Raw genomic sequence first — 19,857 nt, forward strand, 5'->3', positions numbered from 1 at the left:
CCTCATCCCCGATCGGAGAACGAACGTGACCATCACCGAGCTGCACCGCCCCGTCGACGTCGTCGAGACCCCCTCGGGACTGCGGGTCCGCCGCGCCGGCGCCCGGATCGGCGCCGTCATCGAGGGGCTGCGCCTCGCCGACGCCGACGACGCCCAGATCCAGGACGTACGCAGCGCCCTGCTGCGCCACAAGGTGCTCTTCTTCCGGGGCCAGGACGGGCTCACCGACGAGGAGCAGAGCGACTTCGCGGCCAGGTTCGGCGAGCTGACCACCGCGCACCCGACGGTCAACACCGGGTCCGGCCGGGTGCTGCGGGTCACCGCCAACGCCGGGATGGCGGCCAACGCCTGGCACACCGACGTCACCTTCGTCGACCGGGTCCCGGCGATCTCGGTGCTTCGCGCGGTGACCCTGCCGCCCTACGGCGGCACCACGATCTGGGCGAACACCGCGGCCGCCTACGACCGGCTCCCGGCGCCGCTGAAGGCGCTGGCCGACGAGCTCTGGGCGGTGCACACCAACTCCTACGACTACGCCCAGCGCGACGAGGAGCACGAGCAGCCCGACGCCAACTACTCCCGCGACGACTTCGCCTCGATCCACTTCGAGACCCGGCACCCGGTCGTCCGTGTCCACCCGGAGACGGGGGAGCGGACCCTCGTGCTCGGCTCGTTCGTGAAGGAGTTCGACGGCCTCACCTCCACCGAGTCGATCCACCTCTTCAACCTGCTCCAGGACCGGGTCACCAAGCTCGAGAACACCATCCGCTGGGCCTGGCAGCCCGGCGACGTGGCGATGTGGGACAACCGCGCCACCCAGCACTACGCGGTCGCCGACTTCGACCACCACCCGCGCGAGATGCGCCGCGTCACGGTCGCGGGCGACGTACCGGTCTCGGTCGACGGGCGCCGTTCCGTCGTGCTCCAGGGCGACGCACGGGCCTACAGCCGGCTCGACGAGCTGATCTCCTGACACCGCTGGTCGAGCCGCGAGGCCGCTGCGGCCGAGCGAGTCGAGACCAACACGGCCCCATCGAGCGCAGAGGGGACTGTGTTGGTCTCGACACGCCTCCGCCTAGCGGCTCCGGCGGCTCGACCAGCGGGGGCTAGGTGTTGACGACGACGTCGGCGCGGGCCGCGGTCAGGCTCTCCGCGAAGTGCGCGGTCTCGGCGGCGGCCCAGGCGTCCCAGTGGGGCGCGAAGGTGTCGCCGTCGCGGTCGATGCCGCGACGCTTGCGCACCTCGACCGGGGCGTCGACCCATGCCAGGGCGGTGCGGAAGCCGTCATAGGCCGCCGCTCCGCTGCCCACGCCCTCGATGACGAGCAGCGGGCACGGCGGGACCATGACGGTCTCGGCGTAGGTGCCCCGGTGCCAGTCGTAGCGGCGGTAGGAACCCGGGGCGCCCTCGACGAGGGGGAGCAGGATCGTCTCGAGCTGGGCGATGCCGGCGGCGAGACCGTCCCACCCGTCGTACAGGTCGTCCATGTGGATCACCGGGGCCTGGGTCATCTCGGCAAGGGCGGCGGCGAGCGTGGTCTTCCCGGAGCCGGCGGGGCCGTCGACGCAGATCAGCCGCCCGGGGCCGAGGGTGGCCGGGCGGCTCATCGCGATCGTCAGCAGATCGACGGCGGGCTGGACGCTCGGGTCGGTCAAGTCAGGAGATGCCGTACTTCTTCAAGATGTCGTTGACGTCGGCCATGTCGTCGTCATCGTCATCGAGCACCGGGCCCTGGGCGGTCTTCGGTGCGGATACCGAGGCGGGGCTGGGGGCAGCGCCGGCCTCCTTCCGGGCTGCGCGGCTCGGCTTCTCCTTGGTGGGCAGCACCCGGGCCAGGAAGATCAGCACGATCGCCAGCGCGGCGATGCCGAACCCGATCCAGACGGTCGGGCTGAAGACCAGCCGCGCGGCCCAGTCGGCGATCGCGTCCACGATCCGCCCACCGGCACGCAGCAGCCCGGTCAGGTAGGCGGCCGGGGCGAGCAGCGTCCACCCCAGGCCCTTCACGCCGGCGCCCAGACCGCGCCGTCGGAACGCGATCCAGGTCCAGATCGCGCCCAGCACGGTGAGCGCGGCGGCTAGTGCGAGGTAGGCGCCTTGGTCCATACCTCCAGACTCCCACAGCGACGGTGACGCGACACCCGGACTCACCCCGATATCGGCCCTGATCTTCGGCTGGGACTCCGGCTGAGGTTCAATGGGGTCGATGAACGACAAGCGACTCCTCGGCACCTCGTTTCCCGGCGACACCGGCGAGACCAGTCCCGAGGTCGCGGCCGTGATGAGGTCGTACGCCGCGGGCCAGGTCTCCCAAGCCGACGTGCTCAGCACGCTCGCCGCCGCGCGGGTGCTCGTCCCGGTCGTCGCGGTCCTGGGCGAGGTCGAGGTCGACGAGGCCGGTCTGGCCCACGACAAGACCTCCGACATGGCCACCGTGCTGCTCACCGGCGCCGACGGGCGGCAGGCGCTGCTCGGCTTCACCGGCACCGCACCCCTGCAGGCGTGGCAGGCCGACGCCCGCCCCGTTCCGGTCTCGCTGCGCGACGCCGCGCGCGCCGCCGTCCACGACGGTGCCGACGCGCTCGTGCTCGACCTCGCCGGTCCGGTGCCGTTCGCGATCGAGGGCGACGACCTGCACAAGCTGGCCGAGGGCTGGCAGCTGGCGACCGTCGGGCCGCGTACGGCCTGGGTGCGGCCCTGACCGGCTGCGCCTGACGCCGCGGCGCCCTGGGGATTGGGACGCCGGGGAATGTTGCAGTAGTGTTCCGTGTTGACCGATCAGCCGACGTACGCCGTCGGTTGATCCAACAAGCGGAGATCACGAAAATGTTCTCCCACCCGCATCGACCGCACGCAACAAAGGTCGTCGGGTCCGGTCCCGAAACAGTGCCGTGTGCGAGGGTTTCGGTGGTGCGAGCCCGTGCACGGGTGAGCGTTATGACTGGCTTCCGCTTGTGACAATTCCAGCGGAAGCCTTCTTCATTTCCGGACCGCCCGTGCACGCGGCCCGGAAACCTGATCCAGAGCCTCCGCAGCCACAACAACTGGAGGACACATCAGCACTGAGCTTCGTATCAACGACCGGATCCGGGTTCCCGAGGTCCGCCTCGTTGGTCCCAACGGAGAGACGGTCGGCATCGTGCCGACCCCTGACGCGCTGCGCCTGGCCCAGGAGGCCGACCTCGACCTGGTCGAGATCGCCCCGCAGGGCAAGCCGCCGGTCTGCAAGCTCATGGACTACGGGAAGTTCAAGTACGAGAACGCCCAGAAGGCCCGTGAAGCCCGTCGAAACCAGACGAACGTGATCATCAAGGAGATGAAGCTTCGTCCGAAGATCGACAAGCACGACTACGAGACCAAGAAGGGTCACGTCGTGCGGTTCCTCAACGCTGGGGACAAGGTCAAGATCACGATCATGTTCCGCGGTCGTGAGCAGCACCGTCCCGAGCTCGGCTTCCGCCTGCTGCAGCAGCTGGCCGACGACGTCCAGGAGCTGGGCTTCGTCGAGTCCGCGCCGAAGCAGGACGGCCGCAACATGATCATGGTGCTCGGCCCTCACAAGAAGAAGGCCGACGCCAAGGTGGAGGCGAAGACGGCCAAGGAGGAGAAGGCCGCCGAGCGTGCCGCCGACGAGGCCGCCGAGAAGGCGGAGCGTACGGCTGCGAACGCCGCGCGACCGGCCTCGACGCCCAAGGTCAAGCGCCGCTCGGAGAACCTCGACCCTGACATCGACCTCTGACCGGTCGATCCACTGACTTCCGCCGCCGCGGCGCCCCGTGACCGGCCGGACGACGAAAGAGAGAAGAACTATGCCGAAGAACAAGACCCACTCCGGTTCCAAGAAGCGCTTCAAGGTGACCGGTTCCGGGAAGATCCAGCGCCTGCAGGCCGGCCGCAAGTCCGGCGCTGCGTTCGCCTCCGCGCCGACCACCGGCTCCCGCAAGAAGCACCGTCGCAACGCTGGTCTGGTGGAGCTCGCCCCCGCCGACGTCAAGCGCGCGAAGAAGCTTCTCGGCCGCTGAGCGCCGATCACCCGAAACTTTCCCTAGCATTCAAGGAGCACTGAAATGGCACGCGTCAAGCGCGCAGTGAACGCTGCGAAGAAGCGTCGCACCACCCTCGAGCGGGCCTCCGGTTACCGGGGCCAGCGCTCGCGCCTCTACCGCAAGGCGAAGGAGCAGGTCACCCACTCGCTGGTCTACTCCTACAACGACCGCCGCAAGAACAAGGGCAACTTCCGTCGCCTGTGGATCCAGCGCATCAACGCTGCGGCGCGCGCCGAGGGCATGACCTACAACCGCTTCATCCAGGGTCTCAACCTGGCCGGCATCGAGGTCGACCGCAAGATCCTCGCCGACCTCGCCGTCAACGACGTGGCCGCGTTCAACGCGCTCGTCGCCCAGGCCAAGGCTGCTCTGCCGGAGGACGTCAACGCCCCGGCGAACGCCTGAGAAATATGACGCCTCTCTCCGCGGGTAACGCTCGCGTCAAGGAGGCTCGCAAGTTGAGCCGCCGCTCGGCCCGTGCCGAGCGGCGGTTCTTCCTTGCGGACGGGCCGAAGGCGGTCGAGGGCGCTCTCGGCGTGCCCGGGTGCGTCGAGGAGATCTTCGCGACGGAGGCGGGAGCCGAGACGTACGCCTCGCTGCTCGCCGATCAGCAGGTGACGCTCGTCGACGACCGGGCGATGGCCGGTCTGTCAGACTCGGTCACTCCGGCCGGTGTGGTGGCGCTGTGCCGGTTCCACGACGTCCCCCTCGCCGACATCGCCGGTCCGCTGGTGGTGATCTGCGCCGACGTACGCGATCCCGGCAACGCCGGCACCGTCATCCGCTGTGCCGACGCCGCCGGTGCGTCAGGGGTGATCCTGGCCGGCGACTCGGTCGACCTCTACAACCCCAAGACGATCCGGGCCTCGGTCGGCTCGGCGTTCCATCTCCCGATCACGGTCGAGCGCGACCCGGTGGCCGCGGTCAAGGCCGCCAAGGCCGCAGGGCTGACGGTCCTGGCCGCCGACATGCACGGCACCGCCGACCTGTTCTCGGCGGATGATCTCCTCGCCCGGCCGACCGCCTGGCTGATGGGCAACGAGGCCTGGGGTCTCCCGTCCGAGCTGGCCGCCGAGGCCGACGAGATCGTGAGCATCCCGATCTTCGGGAAGGCCGAGTCGCTCAACCTCTCCACCGCCGCCGCGCTCTGCCTCTACGCCTCGGCGCGGGCGCAGCGGGGGTGAATGTTCACCGAGGTATCTCGGTGAGCATCCCGCCTCGGCGGTCGGCTTGACCTTCAACTCGCGTGAAGGACGATGGTTGGCACATGGATGAGCCACTGCTGACGATCGGTGCGTTCGCGCGGGCCGTGGGCCTGACCGCGAGCGCCTTGCGTCACTACGACGAGTGCGGGCTGTTGGTGCCGGCCGAGGTCGACGCTGCGACCGGATATCGCTACTACACCCCCGATCTGGCCGATCGGGCCCGCCTGATCGTGGGCATGCGGGAGGCCGGGGTGCCGATCGAGACGATGCGGGTGGTGCTCGACTCGTCGGCGGCCGACGCGCGGGCCGCGCTGGCGGCGTTCCTGGAGGAGCAGACGGCGCGGACGGGGCGCGCCGAGGAGGCCGTACGCGGCGTGCTGGCCGTCGTCGACGCCGGCCCTGCCGCCAAACCCGCGCTGGTCGAGCTGCCCGGTCCCATGCTGGCCGCGGCGATCCGGCAGGTGCGGCACGCGGCGGAGTCGGACCCGGCCTCCGAGCTCGCCTCGGTCCTCGTCGACGTCGACGAGAACGGTGTGGACGTGGTCGCGACCAACCGCTACTGGATGGCGGTGCGGGAGCTGCCGGCGTCGGCCGAGGGGGACGGCGGCCGGGCGGTCCTGTCCCTGCCCGACGCCGCCGCGCTGGCCGACCGGCTGGACGCGATGACGACCGCCGGGCTGCGGATCGCCGACGGCACCCTCACCCTCGCCGGCCGGTCGCTCGGCCGCGACGCCACCTACCCGGCTCATCGCCTCGTGCTCGCCGGCCTCGAGCCGGGCGTCACCCATGCCGTGCTCGGCAAGGCCGACCTGATCGCCGGTCTCGACGCGGCCGCCTACGCCGAGGTCGACCTCTTCCTCGGCGACCATGCCCTGCTCCGCTCGCCGCACACCGCCGAGCAGAGCGACGTACGCGGCGTGGTGACCGGCCCGCCGGTCCGGCTCCGGCTGGGGACGGCCCTGTTCGGCCGCGCCCTGGCCGCGTGCCTGGGCGAGGAGATCCAGCTGGCGGTGACCGCCCCGGACCGGCCGTTGGTCCTCACCTCGCCCTACCTGCCAGGTTTCACCGCACTGGTCATGCCGGTGCGCCACGACACGGCGAGCTGAGGGTGAGCCTGATCGAAGGCCGGGGGTTCCGCCCCTGGCTGGCTGCGTCGACCGTTTCGGTCTTCGGCGACTCGCTGACCTTCTTCGCGATCGGCTGGGCCGCGGCGGGCTTCGGCGCCGATGCGGCCAGCCTGGTGCTGACCGTCGAAGGCATCCCGCTCGCCGTGCTGGTGCTCGCCGGGGGAGTGCTGGCCGACCGGATCGGGATCCGCCGCACGATGGCCGCGTGCGACGCCGCGATGGTGCTGGTGATGGCCGCGTTCGCGGTCGGCGCGATCGGCGGCGCGGAGCTGTGGATGCTGGTCGCCGTCGGTGCCCTCTCGGGCACTCTCCAGGCACTGCGGCGCCCGGCCGAAGGGGTCTTCCCGCGGTTGTTCGGGACCGGCGACCTCGACCGGCGGATGGCCCTGGTCGCGTCGGCCCACCAGATCGCCCGTACCGCCGGCCCCGCTGCGGGCGGTTTCCTGATCGGCCTCGGCGGACTGCCGCTGACCGCCGGCCTGGACGCGGCGACGTTCGCCCTCGTGCTCACCGCTCTCCTTCTCGTCCGGCCGCCGCACGAGCCGGCCCCGAAGCCCAGCGAGGGCTCGGTCTGGCGCAGCCTGGTCGATGCCGCCCGGGCCGCTCGGCACACAGCAGGCGTCGTCCCGGTCCTGGTCGCGGTCACCGGTCTCGCGGTGACCGTGCTTCCGCTGGTCATGCTCACGCTGCCTCTCGCCGGGCGCGAGCGCGGCTGGACCGCGGCGGAGACCGGCCTCGTCTCGGGCGCCTGGGTGGCCGGGGGACTGGTGATGACGCTGATCGTCGCCCGCCGAGGTGCGCCACGCGCGCCGGTCGCCGTCGCCGGCCCGGTGGTCGCGGCCGCTGGTGTGGGCGTGCTGGCGCTGTTTACGGAGGTCTGGGCGGGGGTGCTCGCGATCGGCCTCGTCGGCGCCGGCACGACGATGCTGACCACCTACCTCTTCCCGGTCTACGTCACCCGCACCCCGCCGGAGATGCTCGCCCGGTTCTCGAGCCTGATCCAGTTGGCTCAGACCGGTCCGGTCCTGATTGCGACACCGCTTCTCGGCGCGGCGGCCGGGGTCGACGTACGGCTCGCGCTGGTGGTCATCGGGGCTCTGCTCCTGGCGACGGTCCCGGCCGCGATCCGAGTGGCGAAGCTGCCGAACCCGATACCCCAGAGGGTCTGATACACGAAAGGTAAATCTGTTTCACTCGATGGTATGACGAACCTGAGCAGACGACGACTGCTGGCCTCGGGCGGCGCGGCGGCCGCAGCGGGCGCGACGCTCCCGCTGTGGACGTGGGCGCCGAGCGCGTCGATCGCAGGCACCGGGGACGGGCTGGATCCCGAGTACGTGTGGGACGTCCGCGCCGACCCGGTGATCGAGCGCCTCTACGGAGAGGGCATCGCCAAGGTCGCCGAGGTCAACGAGATCCTGAAGGGCTGGACCAGGAACGACCAGCCCCTTCCCGACGGGCTCCCGACCTACCTCGAGGACTTCATCGAGGAGGCGAGAGCCCTGCCGGCCTGGGCCGACCAGGGCAAGCTGAAGCTGGCCGGCTCGTTCAACGAGGAGAGGTACGGCTTCTTCCTCGCCCTCCTCTACACACTCGGCAGCGGCCTGATCAGCTGCGCGATCAAGCGCGAGGCGTGGTCGGTCTACTACTCCTACGGCGGCTCGGACATGCGCGACCGGATCGCCAAGACGACGGTGCTCGGCTACGACGTCATGGACGCCCAGGGCTGGACCGCCACCGGCAGTCTGATGGTCAACTCCGTCAAGACCCGGATGGTCCACGCCGCCGTACGCCACCTGCTGCCGCAGTCTCCCCACTGGGCGAGCGTCGGCGCCGGCCAGGAGATCCCGATCAGCCAGGCCGACATCCTGGTCACCTTCCACAGCCTCGGCACCTGGGTGATGCGGAAGTTCACCGAGTGGGACATCGCCCCGAGCACGGAGCTCGCCGACGCGTTCCTGCACGCCTGGAACGTCGACCTCCACCTGCTCGGTGTGCAGGAGCAGTACCTGCCGAAGGACTGGGCCGCGGCGTACGCGCAGTACGACCAGGTGATGGGTCCGGCGACCGGCGGCACCCGGGAGGGCGTCGAGCTCGCCCAGGCGCTGCTCGACTCGGTGATCGGCGAGGGCAACCCGGTGCTCCGCCACGAGCTGGAGTCGCTGGGGCGCTACGTCATCGGGGACGCGTACGCCGACATGATCGCCTTCGACAAGGACCCGGTGCTCGCGCCGGTGTGGGCGACCTCCGTGCCGCTGCTGGTCACCTCTTACCAGAGCACCGTGCCGAACATCCCGCTCGTCTCCAACCTGCTCCCCGAGGCCGTGCACACGTTCATCAAGATCTACTTCTCGCCCGGCGACCCGGCGCCGATCACGCTGCCGCTGAGCAATCGGCCGGAGTAGCCGCCCCGGATCCGCCGGGTCGGTCTAGGGTGGCGGGCGTGGACGCCCGAGAACTCGCCGATGCCCTGCCCGACGGTGTCGTCGTCGCCGACGGGGACGGCATGGTCGTCCTGGTCTCCGCCCTGGCCGGTCGGATGCTCGGCGTCGACCCCGATGCGAGCCTCGGGCGTCCGCTGAGCGACGTACTCACGCTCAGCAACACCGAAGGACACAGCTGGACCAAGGTCAACCGGCCCTACGAGACTCTGCCGACCGTCACCGGAACCCCCGAGCAGGCCTGGCTGCTGCCCGACGGCACCGAGGTGCTCGTCGTCTCGACGATCCGGCGCCCGGCGCTGGACGCCGCGGTCGACCAGGTGTCGATCTCGCTGCGCTCGGGGCGGGGCCGCAAGCGCCTGGACCGGGAGCGCTCCGACCTGGTCGCCACGGTCGCCCACGAGCTGCGCTCGCCGCTGACCGGCGTGAAGGGGTTCGTGCAGGCGCTCCTGAACCGGTGGGACCGACTCAACGACGACCAGAAGAAGCTCATGCTCCGCACCGTCGCCTCCGACTCCGACCGGCTCTCCCGGCTGATCGCCGAGCTCCTCGACGTTGCCCGGATCGACACCGGCCGGCTCCAGCTCTACCCGCGCGCCAGCGACGCGACCGTGCTGGTCACCCGCGTGGTCGAGTCGGTGCGCTCGGCGACCTCGCGGCCGATCGAGCTCGAGATCTCCGCCGACCCCGCCGACCTCGAGATCCACGCCGACCCGGACAAGTTCACCCAGGTCGTCACCAACCTCGTCGAGAACGCCGTACGCCACGGCGACGGTGTCGTCACCGTGAGCCTGGGCGCATGGCCCGATGACCCCGACCAGGTCCTCCTGGTGGTCGAGGACCGCGGCGAGGGCATCCCGGTGGAGCTGCGCCAGCGTGTGTTCACCAAGTTCTGGAAGCACGGCGCCCGCGGCGGCTCGGGCCTGGGGCTCTACATCGTCGGTGGCCTGACCAAGGCTCACGGCGGGTCGGTCAGGATCGCCGACGCCGACGGCGGCGGGGCCCGCATCGAGGTGGGCTGGCCCCGGAACCCGCCGTCGGCCTGACGCTCACTCCCCGCTCACGGCCTGGACCGGGCGAGCAGGAAGATGAAGTACGGCGCGCCGATGAGCGCGACGACGAGACCCGCCGGGATCTGGGCGGGGCTGATCGCGGCGCGTCCGATGGCGTCGGCGACCACGAGGAGCAGCGCCCCGACCAGGATGGCGACCGGGACGACGCGTACGGCCCGTCCGCCGACGAGGGCACGCGCGATGTGCGGCGCGACCAGGCCGACGAAGCCGACGACACCGACCGCCGAGACCGCCATCGCGGTGAGCACCGCGGCGGTCAGCAGGATCAGCAGCCGCACCCGCTCCGAGGAGACCCCGACCAGTCGTGGAGTGTCCTCGTCCAGGGTGAGCAGGTCGAGCTCGCGACGCACCATGAACGCGATCGGGATCGCGACGGCCAGGGCGACCGCGACCGGGACGACCTGCTCCCAGCTGCGGCCGTAGGTCGAGCCGGACAGCCAGGTGTAGATCCGCGGCGTGTCCCAGGGGTTGGAGCGCACCAGGAGGAAGGTGCTGAGGGAGACCGACCCGTACCAGACGCCGATGCCGATGAGCACCAGCCGGTCGGTGTCGATCCCGTGCCGCCAGGCCAGGCCGTAGACCAGGCCGAAGGCGACCAGCGAGCCGATCGTCGCGGCGATGAGCATGGTGGTCGTCGAGGCGGCGGCCGAGGTGCCGCCGCTCCAGCCCGCCGACAGCCCGGTCACCACGATGACCGCGCCGACACCGGCGCCGCCGGTGATGCCGAGGATCCCCGGCTCGGCCAGCGGGTTGCGACAGGTCGCCTGGACGAACGTGCCGGCCAGGGCGAGAGCGCCACCGGCGAGCACGGCGGCACCGACGCGCGGCGCCCGCTCGTCGAGGGCGAACTGGACCAGCGGGATGCCCTGGTTCTGCAGCCAGGCGACGATGTCGCCGGTGTAGAGCCACTGGTGGCCGGCGAGCAGGCCGACCACGGTCGCTCCGACGGTGAGAGCCAGCAGGAGGACGAGCACCACCAGGAACCGGAGCCTGCTGCGGATGGTGACGGTCGCGCCGGGCGGGCGGCGCGTCGGTCCGGAGTCGCGCCCACCACGGGCGAGGAGCACCATCACGACCGCGCCGGCGATCGTCGTCGTCACCCCGGTGGGAACGGACATGGCCGCGTCCGCGCCGAGGGCGGCGCGGACGACGACGTCGGCCACCACGACCACGAGGGCGCCCACGAGACCCGCGGCCGGCAGCAGCACGACGTGGCGGTTGAGCGTCGGGACGAGGCGGCCGAGCAGGCGGACGAGGACCGGCGCGCACAGCCCGACGAAGCCGATCGGCCCCGCCAGCGTCACCGACGCGGAGGTGAGCAGCACCGCGAGCACGGTCCCGACCGCCCGGGTCGAGCGCACCGGGACCCCGAGGACCGAGGCGGCGTCGTCGCCGGCGGAGAGCAGGTCGAGCCGGCGGGCCAGCAGCAGGCCGCACACGGTCGCCACCAGGACGACCGGGGCCACCTGCCAGAACGCCCGCAGCCCGAGCTGGCTCAGCGAGCCGCTGCCCCAGGCGAACAGGCTCGTGGTCTCCTCGGAGTAGAGGATCAGCAGCGTCGAGGTCGCGGCCTGGAGGGCGAGCGCGACGGCCGACCCGGCCAGGATCAGCCGGGTCGTCGACGTACCCGCCCCGCCGGCGAGCGCGAGCACGAGGCCGGCGGCCACCAGACCGCCGAGGAAGGCCGTGATGCCGGAGGCCCACAGCGGGACTGACAGGCCGAGCGCCGCCACCAGGGTGACCGCGAAGTAGGCGCCGCCGGTCACCGCGAGGGTGTCCGGGGCCGCCATGGCGTTGCGCGCGAGCGACTGCAGGAGCGCCCCGGCGACGCCGAGGGCGAAGCCGACCGCGATGCCCGCGGCGAGACGGGGGATGCGCGATCCGGTGATGATCTCCATCGTCGACGCGGTGGCGCCGTGCGCCTGGTCACGTCCGAGCAGAGCATCGAGGAAGTCTGCGGGACCGACGCCGGAAGTGCCCTGGGTGAGGTGCCAGCAGGCGGTCAGCAGCAGCCCGGCGAGCAGGCACAGGAGGACGACAGAGGCGCTTCCCGTGCCTGCCCGCGGAGCCTTGACGGCATCGGTCACTTCGCCAGCAGGCTGACGTACGCGTCCAGGACCTGCTCGGCCGAACGGGGGCCGCCGAAGGTCCAGATGCCCTCAGGGAAGGCGTGGGTGCGACCCTCGCTGACGGCGGGGATCGACTTCCAGACGTCGTTCTTGGCCAGCTCGGCGTTGATGTCGCCGGCGGGGTCGACGGTGCCGGTGTGGAAGAAGGTGGCGTCGCCGAGGGTGGTCATGCCCTCGATGTCGGTCTGCCCGAGGCCGTACGCGGGGTCGACCTCGCCCTTCCAGGCGTTCTTCAGCCCGATCTCCTCGCCGAGCTCACCGATCAGCGAGCCCTGGCCGAACGGGCGGATCGCCACGTTGGCGCCGTCGATCCAGCCGTCGAAGTAGACGAACTCGGTGCCGGCGGCGTCGGAGTCCGCGACGGCCTTCTTCGACGCGGCGAGCTTGTCCTCGAACTCGCCGACGACCTTCTCTGCCTGCTGCTCGCGACCGGTGGCCTCGGCGATCATCTCGAAGGTGGTGATCATGTTGGCCACCGGGTCCTTGGCGTCGGCGCCCTTGGTGGCGAGGACCGGGACGTCGTACTTGGCGAGCTGCTTGAGGATCTCGTCCTCGGCGGTGTAGGCCTCGACGACGATCAGGTCGGGGTTGGTGCCGAAGAGCGTCTCCAGGTTCGGCTCGCCCCGGGTGCCGACCTCGGTCGCGCTCTCGGGGAGCTCCTCGGCGGTGTCCCAGGTGCGGAAGCCCTTGCCGTCGGCCACCGCGACCGGGTCCACGCACAGGGTGAGCAGGTCCTCGGTCTGCTGCCACTCGAGCACCGCGACCCGCTCGGCGGGCTTGTCGAGCTCGACCTTGTTGCCGAAGGAGTCGGTCAGGCTGACCGGGCCGGTCGAGGTCTCGACACCCTCGCAGCCCGCGGAGGCCTTCTTCTCGGACGTGTCCGTCTCGGCGGCGGTCGTGGTCTGGCCGCACGCGGTGAGCAGCAGGGCTGCGCAAGCCGTCGCCAGGGCAGCCGTCGTCGTACGTCGAATCATGTCTTCCTCTTCGTGTCCGCCGGCGTCAGCGCCGGGCGTGATGCCTGCCGCGTGGCTCGACCCGGACGCGCCCGGTCTCCAGATCGGAGGTCACCTCGATCGGGAGCCCGTACACCTTGGAGAGGTGTTCGGCGGTGAGCACGTCAGCGGGTTCGCCGGTGGCGTGCACAACGCCTTGGTGCAGCAGTACGACCTGGTCCGCCACGGCGGCGGTCTGGTTCAGGTCGTGCAGGACGACGCCGATGGCCGTCCCATGATGGTCCGCAAGGTCACGGACCAGGTCCAAGATCTCGACCTGGTAGCGCAGGTCGAGGTGGTTGGTGGGCTCGTCGAGCAGCAGCACGCCGGTGTCCTGGGCCAGGCAGCTGGCCAGCCACACGCGCTGCAGCTCGCCACCGGAGAGCTGGTCGACCGGCCGGTCCGCCATCCGCGCGGTGCCGGTCAGCTCCATCGCGCGGTCGATGCTGGCCAGGTCGTCCTCGGTGAGGGCGGCGAAGCGCCGGCGGTGGGGGTGGCGCCCGAACCCGACGATGTCGCGGACGGTCAGGCCGGAGGGGTGCGGCCGCGACTGGGACAACAGCGTCACCCGGCGCGCGAACTCGCGCGCGCCCAGCGGAGCGCTGTCGTCGCCGTCGAGGGAGACCGACCCGGACGAGACCCGGTGCAACCGCGCGAGGGAGCGGAGCACGGTCGACTTTCCTGAGCCGTTCGGGCCGATGAGAGCGGTGACCCGCCCCGCCTCGAGGCCGATGGAGACCCCATGGACGACGGTGGCACGGGCATAGCCGAGGACCAGCTCGTGTCCGGAGAGCGCAGCAGGCATGAGGTGAGGCTATCCTAAGAACATCCGGCGCTGTCCAGGGGGACCGACTACCGGTTCGCGTCCCGGGCCGCCGGATTCCTAGACTGTCGCTCACACACTCGATGCGACGAAAGCCAGTGATGTCCGGTCCCAACACCGACTATGACCCGGTAGAGGTCACTCCCTTGAAGGCTGAAGAGGTCGAGGCTGCGCGCGACGCTGCGCTGAAGGCCATCGACGCCGCGAACAGTCTCGAGGAGCTCAAGCAGACACGGCTCGACCACGCCGGCGACCGTTCGCCGCTGGCCCTGGCCAACCGTGAGATCGGCGCGCTGCCCCCGGCCGCGCGCAAGGAGGCCGGCCAGCGTGTCGGCAAGGCCCGCGGCGCGGTCAACCAGGCGCTCGCGGCGCGGCAGAAGGTGCTCGAGGCCGAGCACGAGGCGCGGATGCTGGTCGAGGAGACCGTCGACGTGACGCTCCCGACCGACCGCGTCCCGGCCGGCGGGCGGCACCCGCTCACCACCGGAGCCGAATACATCGCCGACATCTTCGTGGCGATGGGCTGGGAGGTCGCCGAGGGTCCGCTCATCGAGGCCGAGTGGCTCAACTTCGACGCCCTCAACCTGGGCCCGGACCACCCGGCTCGCACGATGCAGGACACCTTCTGGACCGAGCCTGCGGAGAACCACGTCGTCCTCCGGACCCACACCAGCCCCGTCCAGGCGCGCACGATGCTGACCCGCGAGGCACCGATCTACGTCGTGTGCCCGGGACGCGTCTTCCGCACCGATGAGTACGACGCGACCCACTCGCCGATGTTCCACCAGGTCGAGGGGCTGGCCATCGACGAGGGCATCTCGATGGCCAACCTGAAGGGCACCCTGGACCATTTCGCCACCCAGATGTTCGGCGAGGGCATCGTGACCCGGTTCCGGCCGTCGTACTTCCCCTTCACCGAGCCGTCGGCCGAGGTCGACCTGACCTGCTTCGTCTGCCGTGGCGCGCAGGTGATCGATGGCGTCACGTGCCGCACCTGCAAGGGCGAGGGCTGGATCGAGTGGGGCGGCTGCGGGATCGTGAACCCGCGCGTCCTGGTCGCGTGCGGCGTCGACCCGGAGAAGTACAGCGGCTTCGCGTTCGGCATGGGCATCGACCGCACGCTGATGTTCCGCACCGGCCTGTCCGACCTGCGCACCCTGTTCGAGGGTGACGTCCGGCTTACTACTGCTTTCGGGAGTGAACTGTGAAGGCGCCCCTCTCCTGGATCAAGGAGTACGTCGACCTGCCGGCCGATCTCGGCATCGAGGAGATCACCGACCGGCTGACCGCGCTCGGCCTCAAGCTGGAGGCCATCGAGACATCCGGTGCCGGCATCGAGGGTCCGCTCGTGGTGGGCCAGGTGCTCACCGCCGAGAAAGAGCCGCAGAAGAACGGCAAGGTCATCAACTGGTGCTCCGTCGACGTCGGTGACGCCAACGGCACCGGCGAGCCGCAGGGGATCGTCTGCGGTGCGCACAACTTCGTGCCTGGTGACAAGGTCGTCGTGATCCTGCCTGGCGGCGTGCTGCCGGGGAACTTCCAGATCTCCGCGCGCAAGACCTACGGCCACATGTCGGCCGGCATGATCTGCTCCGCCCGTGAGCTCGGGCTGGGGGAGGAGGCCGACGGCATCATCGTGCTCCCGGCCGATGCTCCGGCGCCCGGCACCGACGCCCGCGAGGTGCTCGGGCTCGGCGAGGAGATCATCGAGTTCGAGATCAACCCCGACCGGGCGTACGCGCTCTCGATGCGTGGCATCGCGCGCGACGCGGCGCTCGGGTTCGACGTACCGTTCCACGACCCGGCGCAGCGGGACACGCCGGTGGCCAACGACACCGGCTATCCGGTCCAGATCGAGGACACCGACGGGTGCGACTACTTCGTCGCGCGCACCGTCACCGGCTTCGACCCCACCGCCCCGACGCCCGACTTCATCAAGAAGCGGCTCGAGGCCGTCGGCGTACGCTCGATCTCCCTGGCCGTCGACGTCACCAACTACGTGATGTTCGAGCTCGGCCAGCCGATCCACGCCTACGACCGCGCCAAGCTGCAGGGCCCGATCGTGGTCCGGCGCGCGAACGCGGGGGAGAAGCTCGAGACCCTCGACGGGACCGTCCGCGCCCTCGACCCGGAGGACCTGGTCGTCTGCGACGACTCCGGCCCGATCGGCATGGGTGGGGTCATGGGTGGTGCCTCGACCGAGGTCTCCGAGTCCACCACCGACGTCCTGGTCGAGGTGGCTCACTGGGAGCCGCGCTCGATGTTCCGCACCGGGCGTCGCCACAAGCTGACCTCCGAGGCCGGCAAGCGCAACGAGCGCGGCACCGACCGGCTGCTGCCGCCGGTCTCCGCCCAGCGCGTGGTCGAGTTGCTCGTGGAGTACGGCGGCGGCGTGGTCGAGGAGGGCGTGACCGAGGTCGGCCCGACCGCCTCGCCGCAGACGCGCGCCCCGCTGACCGAGATCACCATCGCCACCGACCTGCCGGCCCGGATCATCGGCATCGACGTGTCCGTCGAGACGGTGGTGAAGTCGCTGGAGCTCGTCGGCTGCCAGGTGAGCGTCTCGGGTGACTCGTTGACCGCGAAGGTCCCGACCTACCGGACCGACCTGGTCGACCCCTACGACCTGGTCGAGGAGGTCGCCCGCATCGTCGGCTACGACAAGGTTCCCTCGGTGCTGCCGCGCCGAGCGACCGGTCGCGGCCTGACCCGCGCCCAGCAGCTGCGTCGGCGGATCGGCCGCACGCTGGCCGGCGCCGGGCTGGTCGAGGTCGTCGACTTCCCGTTCGTGGGCGAGGCTGACTTCGACCGTCTCGGGCTGCCCGCCGACGATGTCCTGCGCCACACCGTCAAGCTGGCCAACCCGCTCAGCAGCGAGGAGCCGGGCTACACCACGACGCTCCTGCCGGGGCTGCTGAAGGTCGCCGCCCGCAACGTCTCCCGAGGTCAGGACGGGGTCGCCCTGTTCGAGACCGCGACCGTCGCGTTCCCGGTCGACCAGGCTGCGCCGATCTACGGTGTCGACCGGCGTCCGTCCGAGGAGGAGCTGGAGAAGCTGCTCGCCGCGATCCCGCGCCAGCCGCTGCACCTCGCCGTCGTCCTCGCCGGGGAGCGTACGCGGGGTGGCTGGTGGGGCTCCGCCGAGACTGCCTCGTGGGCCGACGCCATCGACGTCGTCCGCCGCCTGGGCACCGAGCTCGGTGTCCCGGTCGAGGTCGCCTCGGCGTCGCGGGCGCCCTGGCACCCGGGTCGCTGCGCGGTCGTCTCGGTCGACGGGGTCGAGTTCGGCCACGCCGGCGAGCTGCACCCCAACGTCTGCAAGGCGTTCGGGCTGCCGGCCCGCTCCGCGGCGGTCGAGATCGACCTCGACTTCCTGATCTCGAAGGTGCCCGCCACCGCTGCCGGCCCGGTCTTCTCGACCATGCCGGTGGCCAAGGAGGACGTCGCGCTGACCGTGTCGACCGACGTCACCGTGGCGGCCGTCGAGGCGGCGCTGCGCGAGGGCGCCGGCCCGCTGCTGGAGACCGTGCGGCTCTTCGACGTCTACGAGGGCGACCAGGTCGGCGAGGGCAAGAAGTCGCTCGCCTTCGCGCTCCGCTTCCGCGCTCCCGATCGCACCCTCAAGGCCGAGGAGACCGCGGCTGCCCGCGATGCCGCGGTTGCGAGGGCGGCCGAGCTCACCGGCGCCGTCCAGCGCTGAGGATCGCCTGAACCGAGAAGGGCCGCTCGCGAGTCGTCGCGAGCGGCCCTCTCTGCGTTGTCGGAGTCGTCGGAAGGCCGCTAGCCGTGGGTGCGGAGCCCCATCCGGCGGGCCAGCGGCTCGGCGAGCCGGGGTGCGTACTGACGGGACATGTGGGTGCCGTCGTAGTGGGTGATGGTGTCACCGACGACGGCGGGGCAGGAGCCGCCCCAGCAGAAGTAGGAGTTCATGTCGACCACGTCGACGCCGACCTGCTTCGCTGCCCGGACCTGGACGTCGATCGAGGTCTCCCGCGACTCCACCGCACCCATCAGGCAGTCGCCCAGGGTGGCGCCGGGCCGGGACAGGCAGGTGCCGGCGTTGGCGTCGAACCCCTGGATGTCGCGGATCAGCACCGTACGTCCGGTGTGCTTGTCCACGCGGCGCAGGAAGTCGGTGTAGGCCGGGTGCATCAGCTCGTCGATCCGGGTGCGCTCACCGACCCAGCTGCCGTCCTCGTCGTAGACGCCCTGGATCGGCGGGGCGGTGGAGACGACGGTCAGGTCGGCGTCGAGGCGCTTGTACTGCTTGAACGCCCAGCGGTTGAAGTCGTCGCACTCGGTGTAGGGGTCCTTCTCGCCCCCACGGTCGGTCGTGATCGAGGCGGAGACGCACCGGTTCTTGACCAGGAAGTAGGTCTTGAAACCGTGCTTCTTCGCGATCCGGTTCAACGTCGGGATCCAGTGCAGGGCGTGGGAGTTGCCGAAGACCACCATCGTCCGGTTGCCGTCGGGATCGCCGTCGACGCACAGGTCACGCTCGGTGTCGTCGGTGTAGTCGCACCGGGTGCGGCGCGGCTTGAGGGAGTCGAGCTCGGTGAGCGCGGGCCGGAGCTCGGTCGGGACGGGCGTGTCGTCGCGGGCGGCCAGCACCGAGGCTCGCACCAGCGCCTCCTGCTCATCCAGCGAGGGATCGGCCGCGGGCGCGTCCGCGAGGGTGACCGCCGGCTGGTAGGAGCCACGGGTCGCCTGGAAGTCGGCGTAGGCGGTGCCACCGAACGCGATCACCACCACCAGCGCGATGCTGACCGGGTAGAACGTCAGCGCTCGCCGGGTCGGCCGCCAGACGGCGCCCTCACGGAAGGGTGCCTCGACGAGCCGGAACGAGACGTACGCCAGCACGAACGCGGCCGCGACGGCCAGGCCGCGCTCGGGCCAGGTGAGGTCGCGCTGCAGGATGATCTCGGGCATGACCAGGAGCGGCCAGTGCCACAGGTAGAGCGAGAAGGACCAGTCGCCGATCGCCCGCATCGGCGGGACCGACAGCAGCCGGGCGCCGAGCGTCGTCTCTCCCGAGGGCAGCGCGCCGGCGAGGATGACGGCTGCGGAGCCGAGCACGGGGAGCGCCGCCTGGTAACCGGGGAACGGGGTGGCCTCGTCGTAGGCGAGGCAGGCGAGGACGATCGCAGCGAGCCCGCCCAGGACGAGGGTCTCGCGGGCCCAGGGGGCGCCGGCGAGCCGCTGCATCACCCGGCCGCTGGTGACCAGGATCGCCAGGCCCGCACCGATCCCGAGCTCCCAGGCGCGGGTGAGCGAGGAGAAGTACGCCGCGGTGGCCTCGCCGGGCGTGTGGACGACCGACCAGGCGAGGCTCGCCAGGGTGATCAGCGCGATCGCGGCGAGGAGGAACCGGCGCGCCCGCGCCGAGCCCTGCGGTCCGTCACCCTCGCCGCGCCGGGAGGCGCCGATCCTGCCCGCCAGCACGATGCAGATCACCGCGACGAGCGGCCAGACCAGGTAGAACTGCTCCTCGACCGCCAGCGACCAGAAGTGCTGGACCGGCGACGGCGGCAGCTCAGCCTGGAAGTAGTCGGTCCCGGAGACGGCCATCCGGATGTTGGCGGCGAACGCCGCGGCCCAGACCGCGTCGACAGCGAGCGGGGCGACCTGGGCCGGTCCCAGCAGGAGAACGGCACCGACCACAGTTGCCGCGAGAGTGAGGGTGGCGGCCGGGAGGATCCGCCGGGCCCGGCGTGCGTAGAAGCGTCTCAGCGATATCCAGCCCGTGCGGCCGAGCTCACCGACGAGCTGCTGGGTGATCAGGAAGCCGGAGATCACGAAGAAGAGGTCGACGCCGACGAAGCCGCCGGCGAACCAGGAGACTCCCGCATGGGCGGCGAGGACGGTGAGGATGGCGACGGCGCGAAGGCCTTGGACGTCGCCACGCAGTTGTCGTGCGTGGGTCTTCGGGGGAGCTGTGGGGACTGACGAGGGGACCGAGATGTCAGAAGACATAGGCGGGCGAGGCTAGCAACCCTCGCCACGACGGGTGGGCCCCCGCGG

18 protein-coding genes are annotated in these 19,857 nt (G+C 71.1%); 12 read left to right on the forward strand and 6 right to left on the reverse strand.

All coding sequences use genetic code 11. The features are described 5' to 3' along the window. The first annotated feature begins 25 nt into the window (after window positions 1-25). Entirely contained in the window at window positions 26-973 is a 948-nt protein-coding gene (locus tag G5C66_RS17720; RefSeq protein WP_338144216.1) for a TauD/TfdA dioxygenase family protein, read from the forward strand. A gap of 133 nt (window positions 974-1,106) precedes the next feature. On the opposite strand, the gene G5C66_RS17725 is transcribed toward G5C66_RS17720, so the two are convergent. Together G5C66_RS17725 and G5C66_RS17730 are read right to left on the reverse strand one after the other, a co-directional pair. Beyond that, entirely contained in the window at window positions 1,107-1,655 is a 549-nt protein-coding gene (locus tag G5C66_RS17725) for a nucleoside/nucleotide kinase family protein (protein WP_241248627.1), read from the reverse strand. Window position 1,656: 1 nt separating this feature from the next. Continuing rightward, window positions 1,657-2,106 (reverse strand): cellulose synthase, encoded by a 450-nt coding sequence (locus tag G5C66_RS17730; protein WP_165112281.1) that lies wholly within the window; start codon window positions 2,104-2,106, stop codon window positions 1,657-1,659. Between the two features lie 100 nt (window positions 2,107-2,206). On the opposite strand from G5C66_RS17730, the gene G5C66_RS17735 reads away from it, so the two are divergent. From G5C66_RS17735 to G5C66_RS26910, 9 genes are all read left to right on the forward strand, one after another. Then, on the forward strand, window positions 2,207-2,701 hold the full coding sequence (locus tag G5C66_RS17735) for an SseB family protein (RefSeq protein ID WP_165112282.1): 495 nt from the start codon (window positions 2,207-2,209) through the stop codon (window positions 2,699-2,701). 372 nt (window positions 2,702-3,073) lie between these two features. Further along, window positions 3,074-3,739 (forward strand): translation initiation factor IF-3, encoded by a 666-nt coding sequence (gene infC / locus G5C66_RS17740; RefSeq protein ID WP_338144219.1) that lies wholly within the window; start codon window positions 3,074-3,076, stop codon window positions 3,737-3,739. 70 nt (window positions 3,740-3,809) lie between these two features. Then, complete coding sequence (locus G5C66_RS17745) at window positions 3,810-4,022, forward strand: large ribosomal subunit protein bL35 (RefSeq protein ID WP_008359371.1); 213 nt, start codon at window positions 3,810-3,812, stop codon at window positions 4,020-4,022. 45 nt (window positions 4,023-4,067) lie between these two features. Then, window positions 4,068-4,451 carry a 50S ribosomal protein L20 gene (gene rplT / locus G5C66_RS17750; protein ID WP_008359372.1) on the forward strand — a complete coding sequence of 128 codons (384 nt, stop codon included), beginning with the start codon at window positions 4,068-4,070 and terminating at the stop codon, window positions 4,449-4,451. Window positions 4,452-4,456: 5 nt separating this feature from the next. Next, complete coding sequence (locus G5C66_RS17755) at window positions 4,457-5,230, forward strand: TrmH family RNA methyltransferase (RefSeq protein WP_165112283.1); 774 nt, start codon at window positions 4,457-4,459, stop codon at window positions 5,228-5,230. 83 nt (window positions 5,231-5,313) lie between these two features. Then, the gene (locus G5C66_RS17760) at window positions 5,314-6,357 is read left to right on the forward strand and encodes a MerR family transcriptional regulator (RefSeq protein WP_165112284.1); all 1,044 of its coding nucleotides are present in this window, start codon (window positions 5,314-5,316) and stop codon (window positions 6,355-6,357) included. A gap of 2 nt (window positions 6,358-6,359) precedes the next feature. Beyond that, the gene (locus G5C66_RS17765; RefSeq protein ID WP_165112285.1) at window positions 6,360-7,547 is read left to right on the forward strand and encodes an MFS transporter; all 1,188 of its coding nucleotides are present in this window, start codon (window positions 6,360-6,362) and stop codon (window positions 7,545-7,547) included. Between the two features lie 33 nt (window positions 7,548-7,580). Beyond that, entirely contained in the window at window positions 7,581-8,783 is a 1,203-nt protein-coding gene (locus G5C66_RS17770; RefSeq protein ID WP_165112286.1) for an oxygenase MpaB family protein, read from the forward strand. 38 nt (window positions 8,784-8,821) lie between these two features. Next, window positions 8,822-9,865 (forward strand): ATP-binding protein, encoded by a 1,044-nt coding sequence (locus tag G5C66_RS26910; RefSeq protein ID WP_165112287.1) that lies wholly within the window; start codon window positions 8,822-8,824, stop codon window positions 9,863-9,865. Window positions 9,866-9,879: 14 nt separating this feature from the next. Here G5C66_RS26910 and G5C66_RS17780 read toward each other — a convergent pair whose 3' ends face one another. Genes G5C66_RS17780 through G5C66_RS17790 form a run of 3 tightly spaced genes read right to left on the reverse strand, consistent with a single transcriptional unit; the run spans window position 9,880 to window position 13,818 of the window. After that, complete coding sequence (locus tag G5C66_RS17780; RefSeq protein ID WP_165112288.1) at window positions 9,880-11,979, reverse strand: Fe(3+)-hydroxamate ABC transporter permease FhuB; 2,100 nt, start codon at window positions 11,977-11,979, stop codon at window positions 9,880-9,882. Beyond that, window positions 11,976-12,995, reverse strand: coding sequence for an iron-siderophore ABC transporter substrate-binding protein (locus tag G5C66_RS17785; RefSeq protein WP_165112289.1), 1,020 nt, complete (start codon window positions 12,993-12,995; stop codon window positions 11,976-11,978). The genes G5C66_RS17780 and G5C66_RS17785 overlap by 4 nt, the downstream gene beginning before the upstream one ends. Before the next feature lie 25 nt (window positions 12,996-13,020). After that, on the reverse strand, window positions 13,021-13,818 hold the full coding sequence (locus G5C66_RS17790) for an ABC transporter ATP-binding protein (protein ID WP_165112290.1): 798 nt from the start codon (window positions 13,816-13,818) through the stop codon (window positions 13,021-13,023). Window positions 13,819-13,937: 119 nt separating this feature from the next. Here G5C66_RS17790 and pheS point away from each other — a divergent pair, with 119 nt between their 5' ends. Beyond that, a complete protein-coding gene (gene pheS / locus G5C66_RS17795) occupies window positions 13,938-15,044 on the forward strand; it encodes a phenylalanine--tRNA ligase subunit alpha (protein ID WP_165112291.1) in 1,107 nt (368 codons plus the stop codon). After that, the gene (gene pheT, locus G5C66_RS17800) at window positions 15,041-17,536 is read left to right on the forward strand and encodes a phenylalanine--tRNA ligase subunit beta (protein WP_165112292.1); all 2,496 of its coding nucleotides are present in this window, start codon (window positions 15,041-15,043) and stop codon (window positions 17,534-17,536) included. Before pheS ends, pheT begins: the two co-directional genes overlap by 4 nt. Before the next feature lie 80 nt (window positions 17,537-17,616). Here the strand turns inward: pheT and G5C66_RS17805 are convergent, their stop codons facing one another. Continuing rightward, window positions 17,617-19,809: an acyltransferase family protein gene (locus tag G5C66_RS17805; protein WP_165112293.1), complete on the reverse strand. Its 2,193-nt coding sequence runs from the start codon at window positions 19,807-19,809 to the stop codon at window positions 17,617-17,619. Window positions 19,810-19,857: the final 48 nt, after the last annotated feature.

The sequence above is a fragment of the Nocardioides turkmenicus genome, from assembly GCF_011045035.1.
Lineage (GTDB): Bacteria > Actinomycetota > Actinomycetes > Propionibacteriales > Nocardioidaceae > Nocardioides > Nocardioides turkmenicus.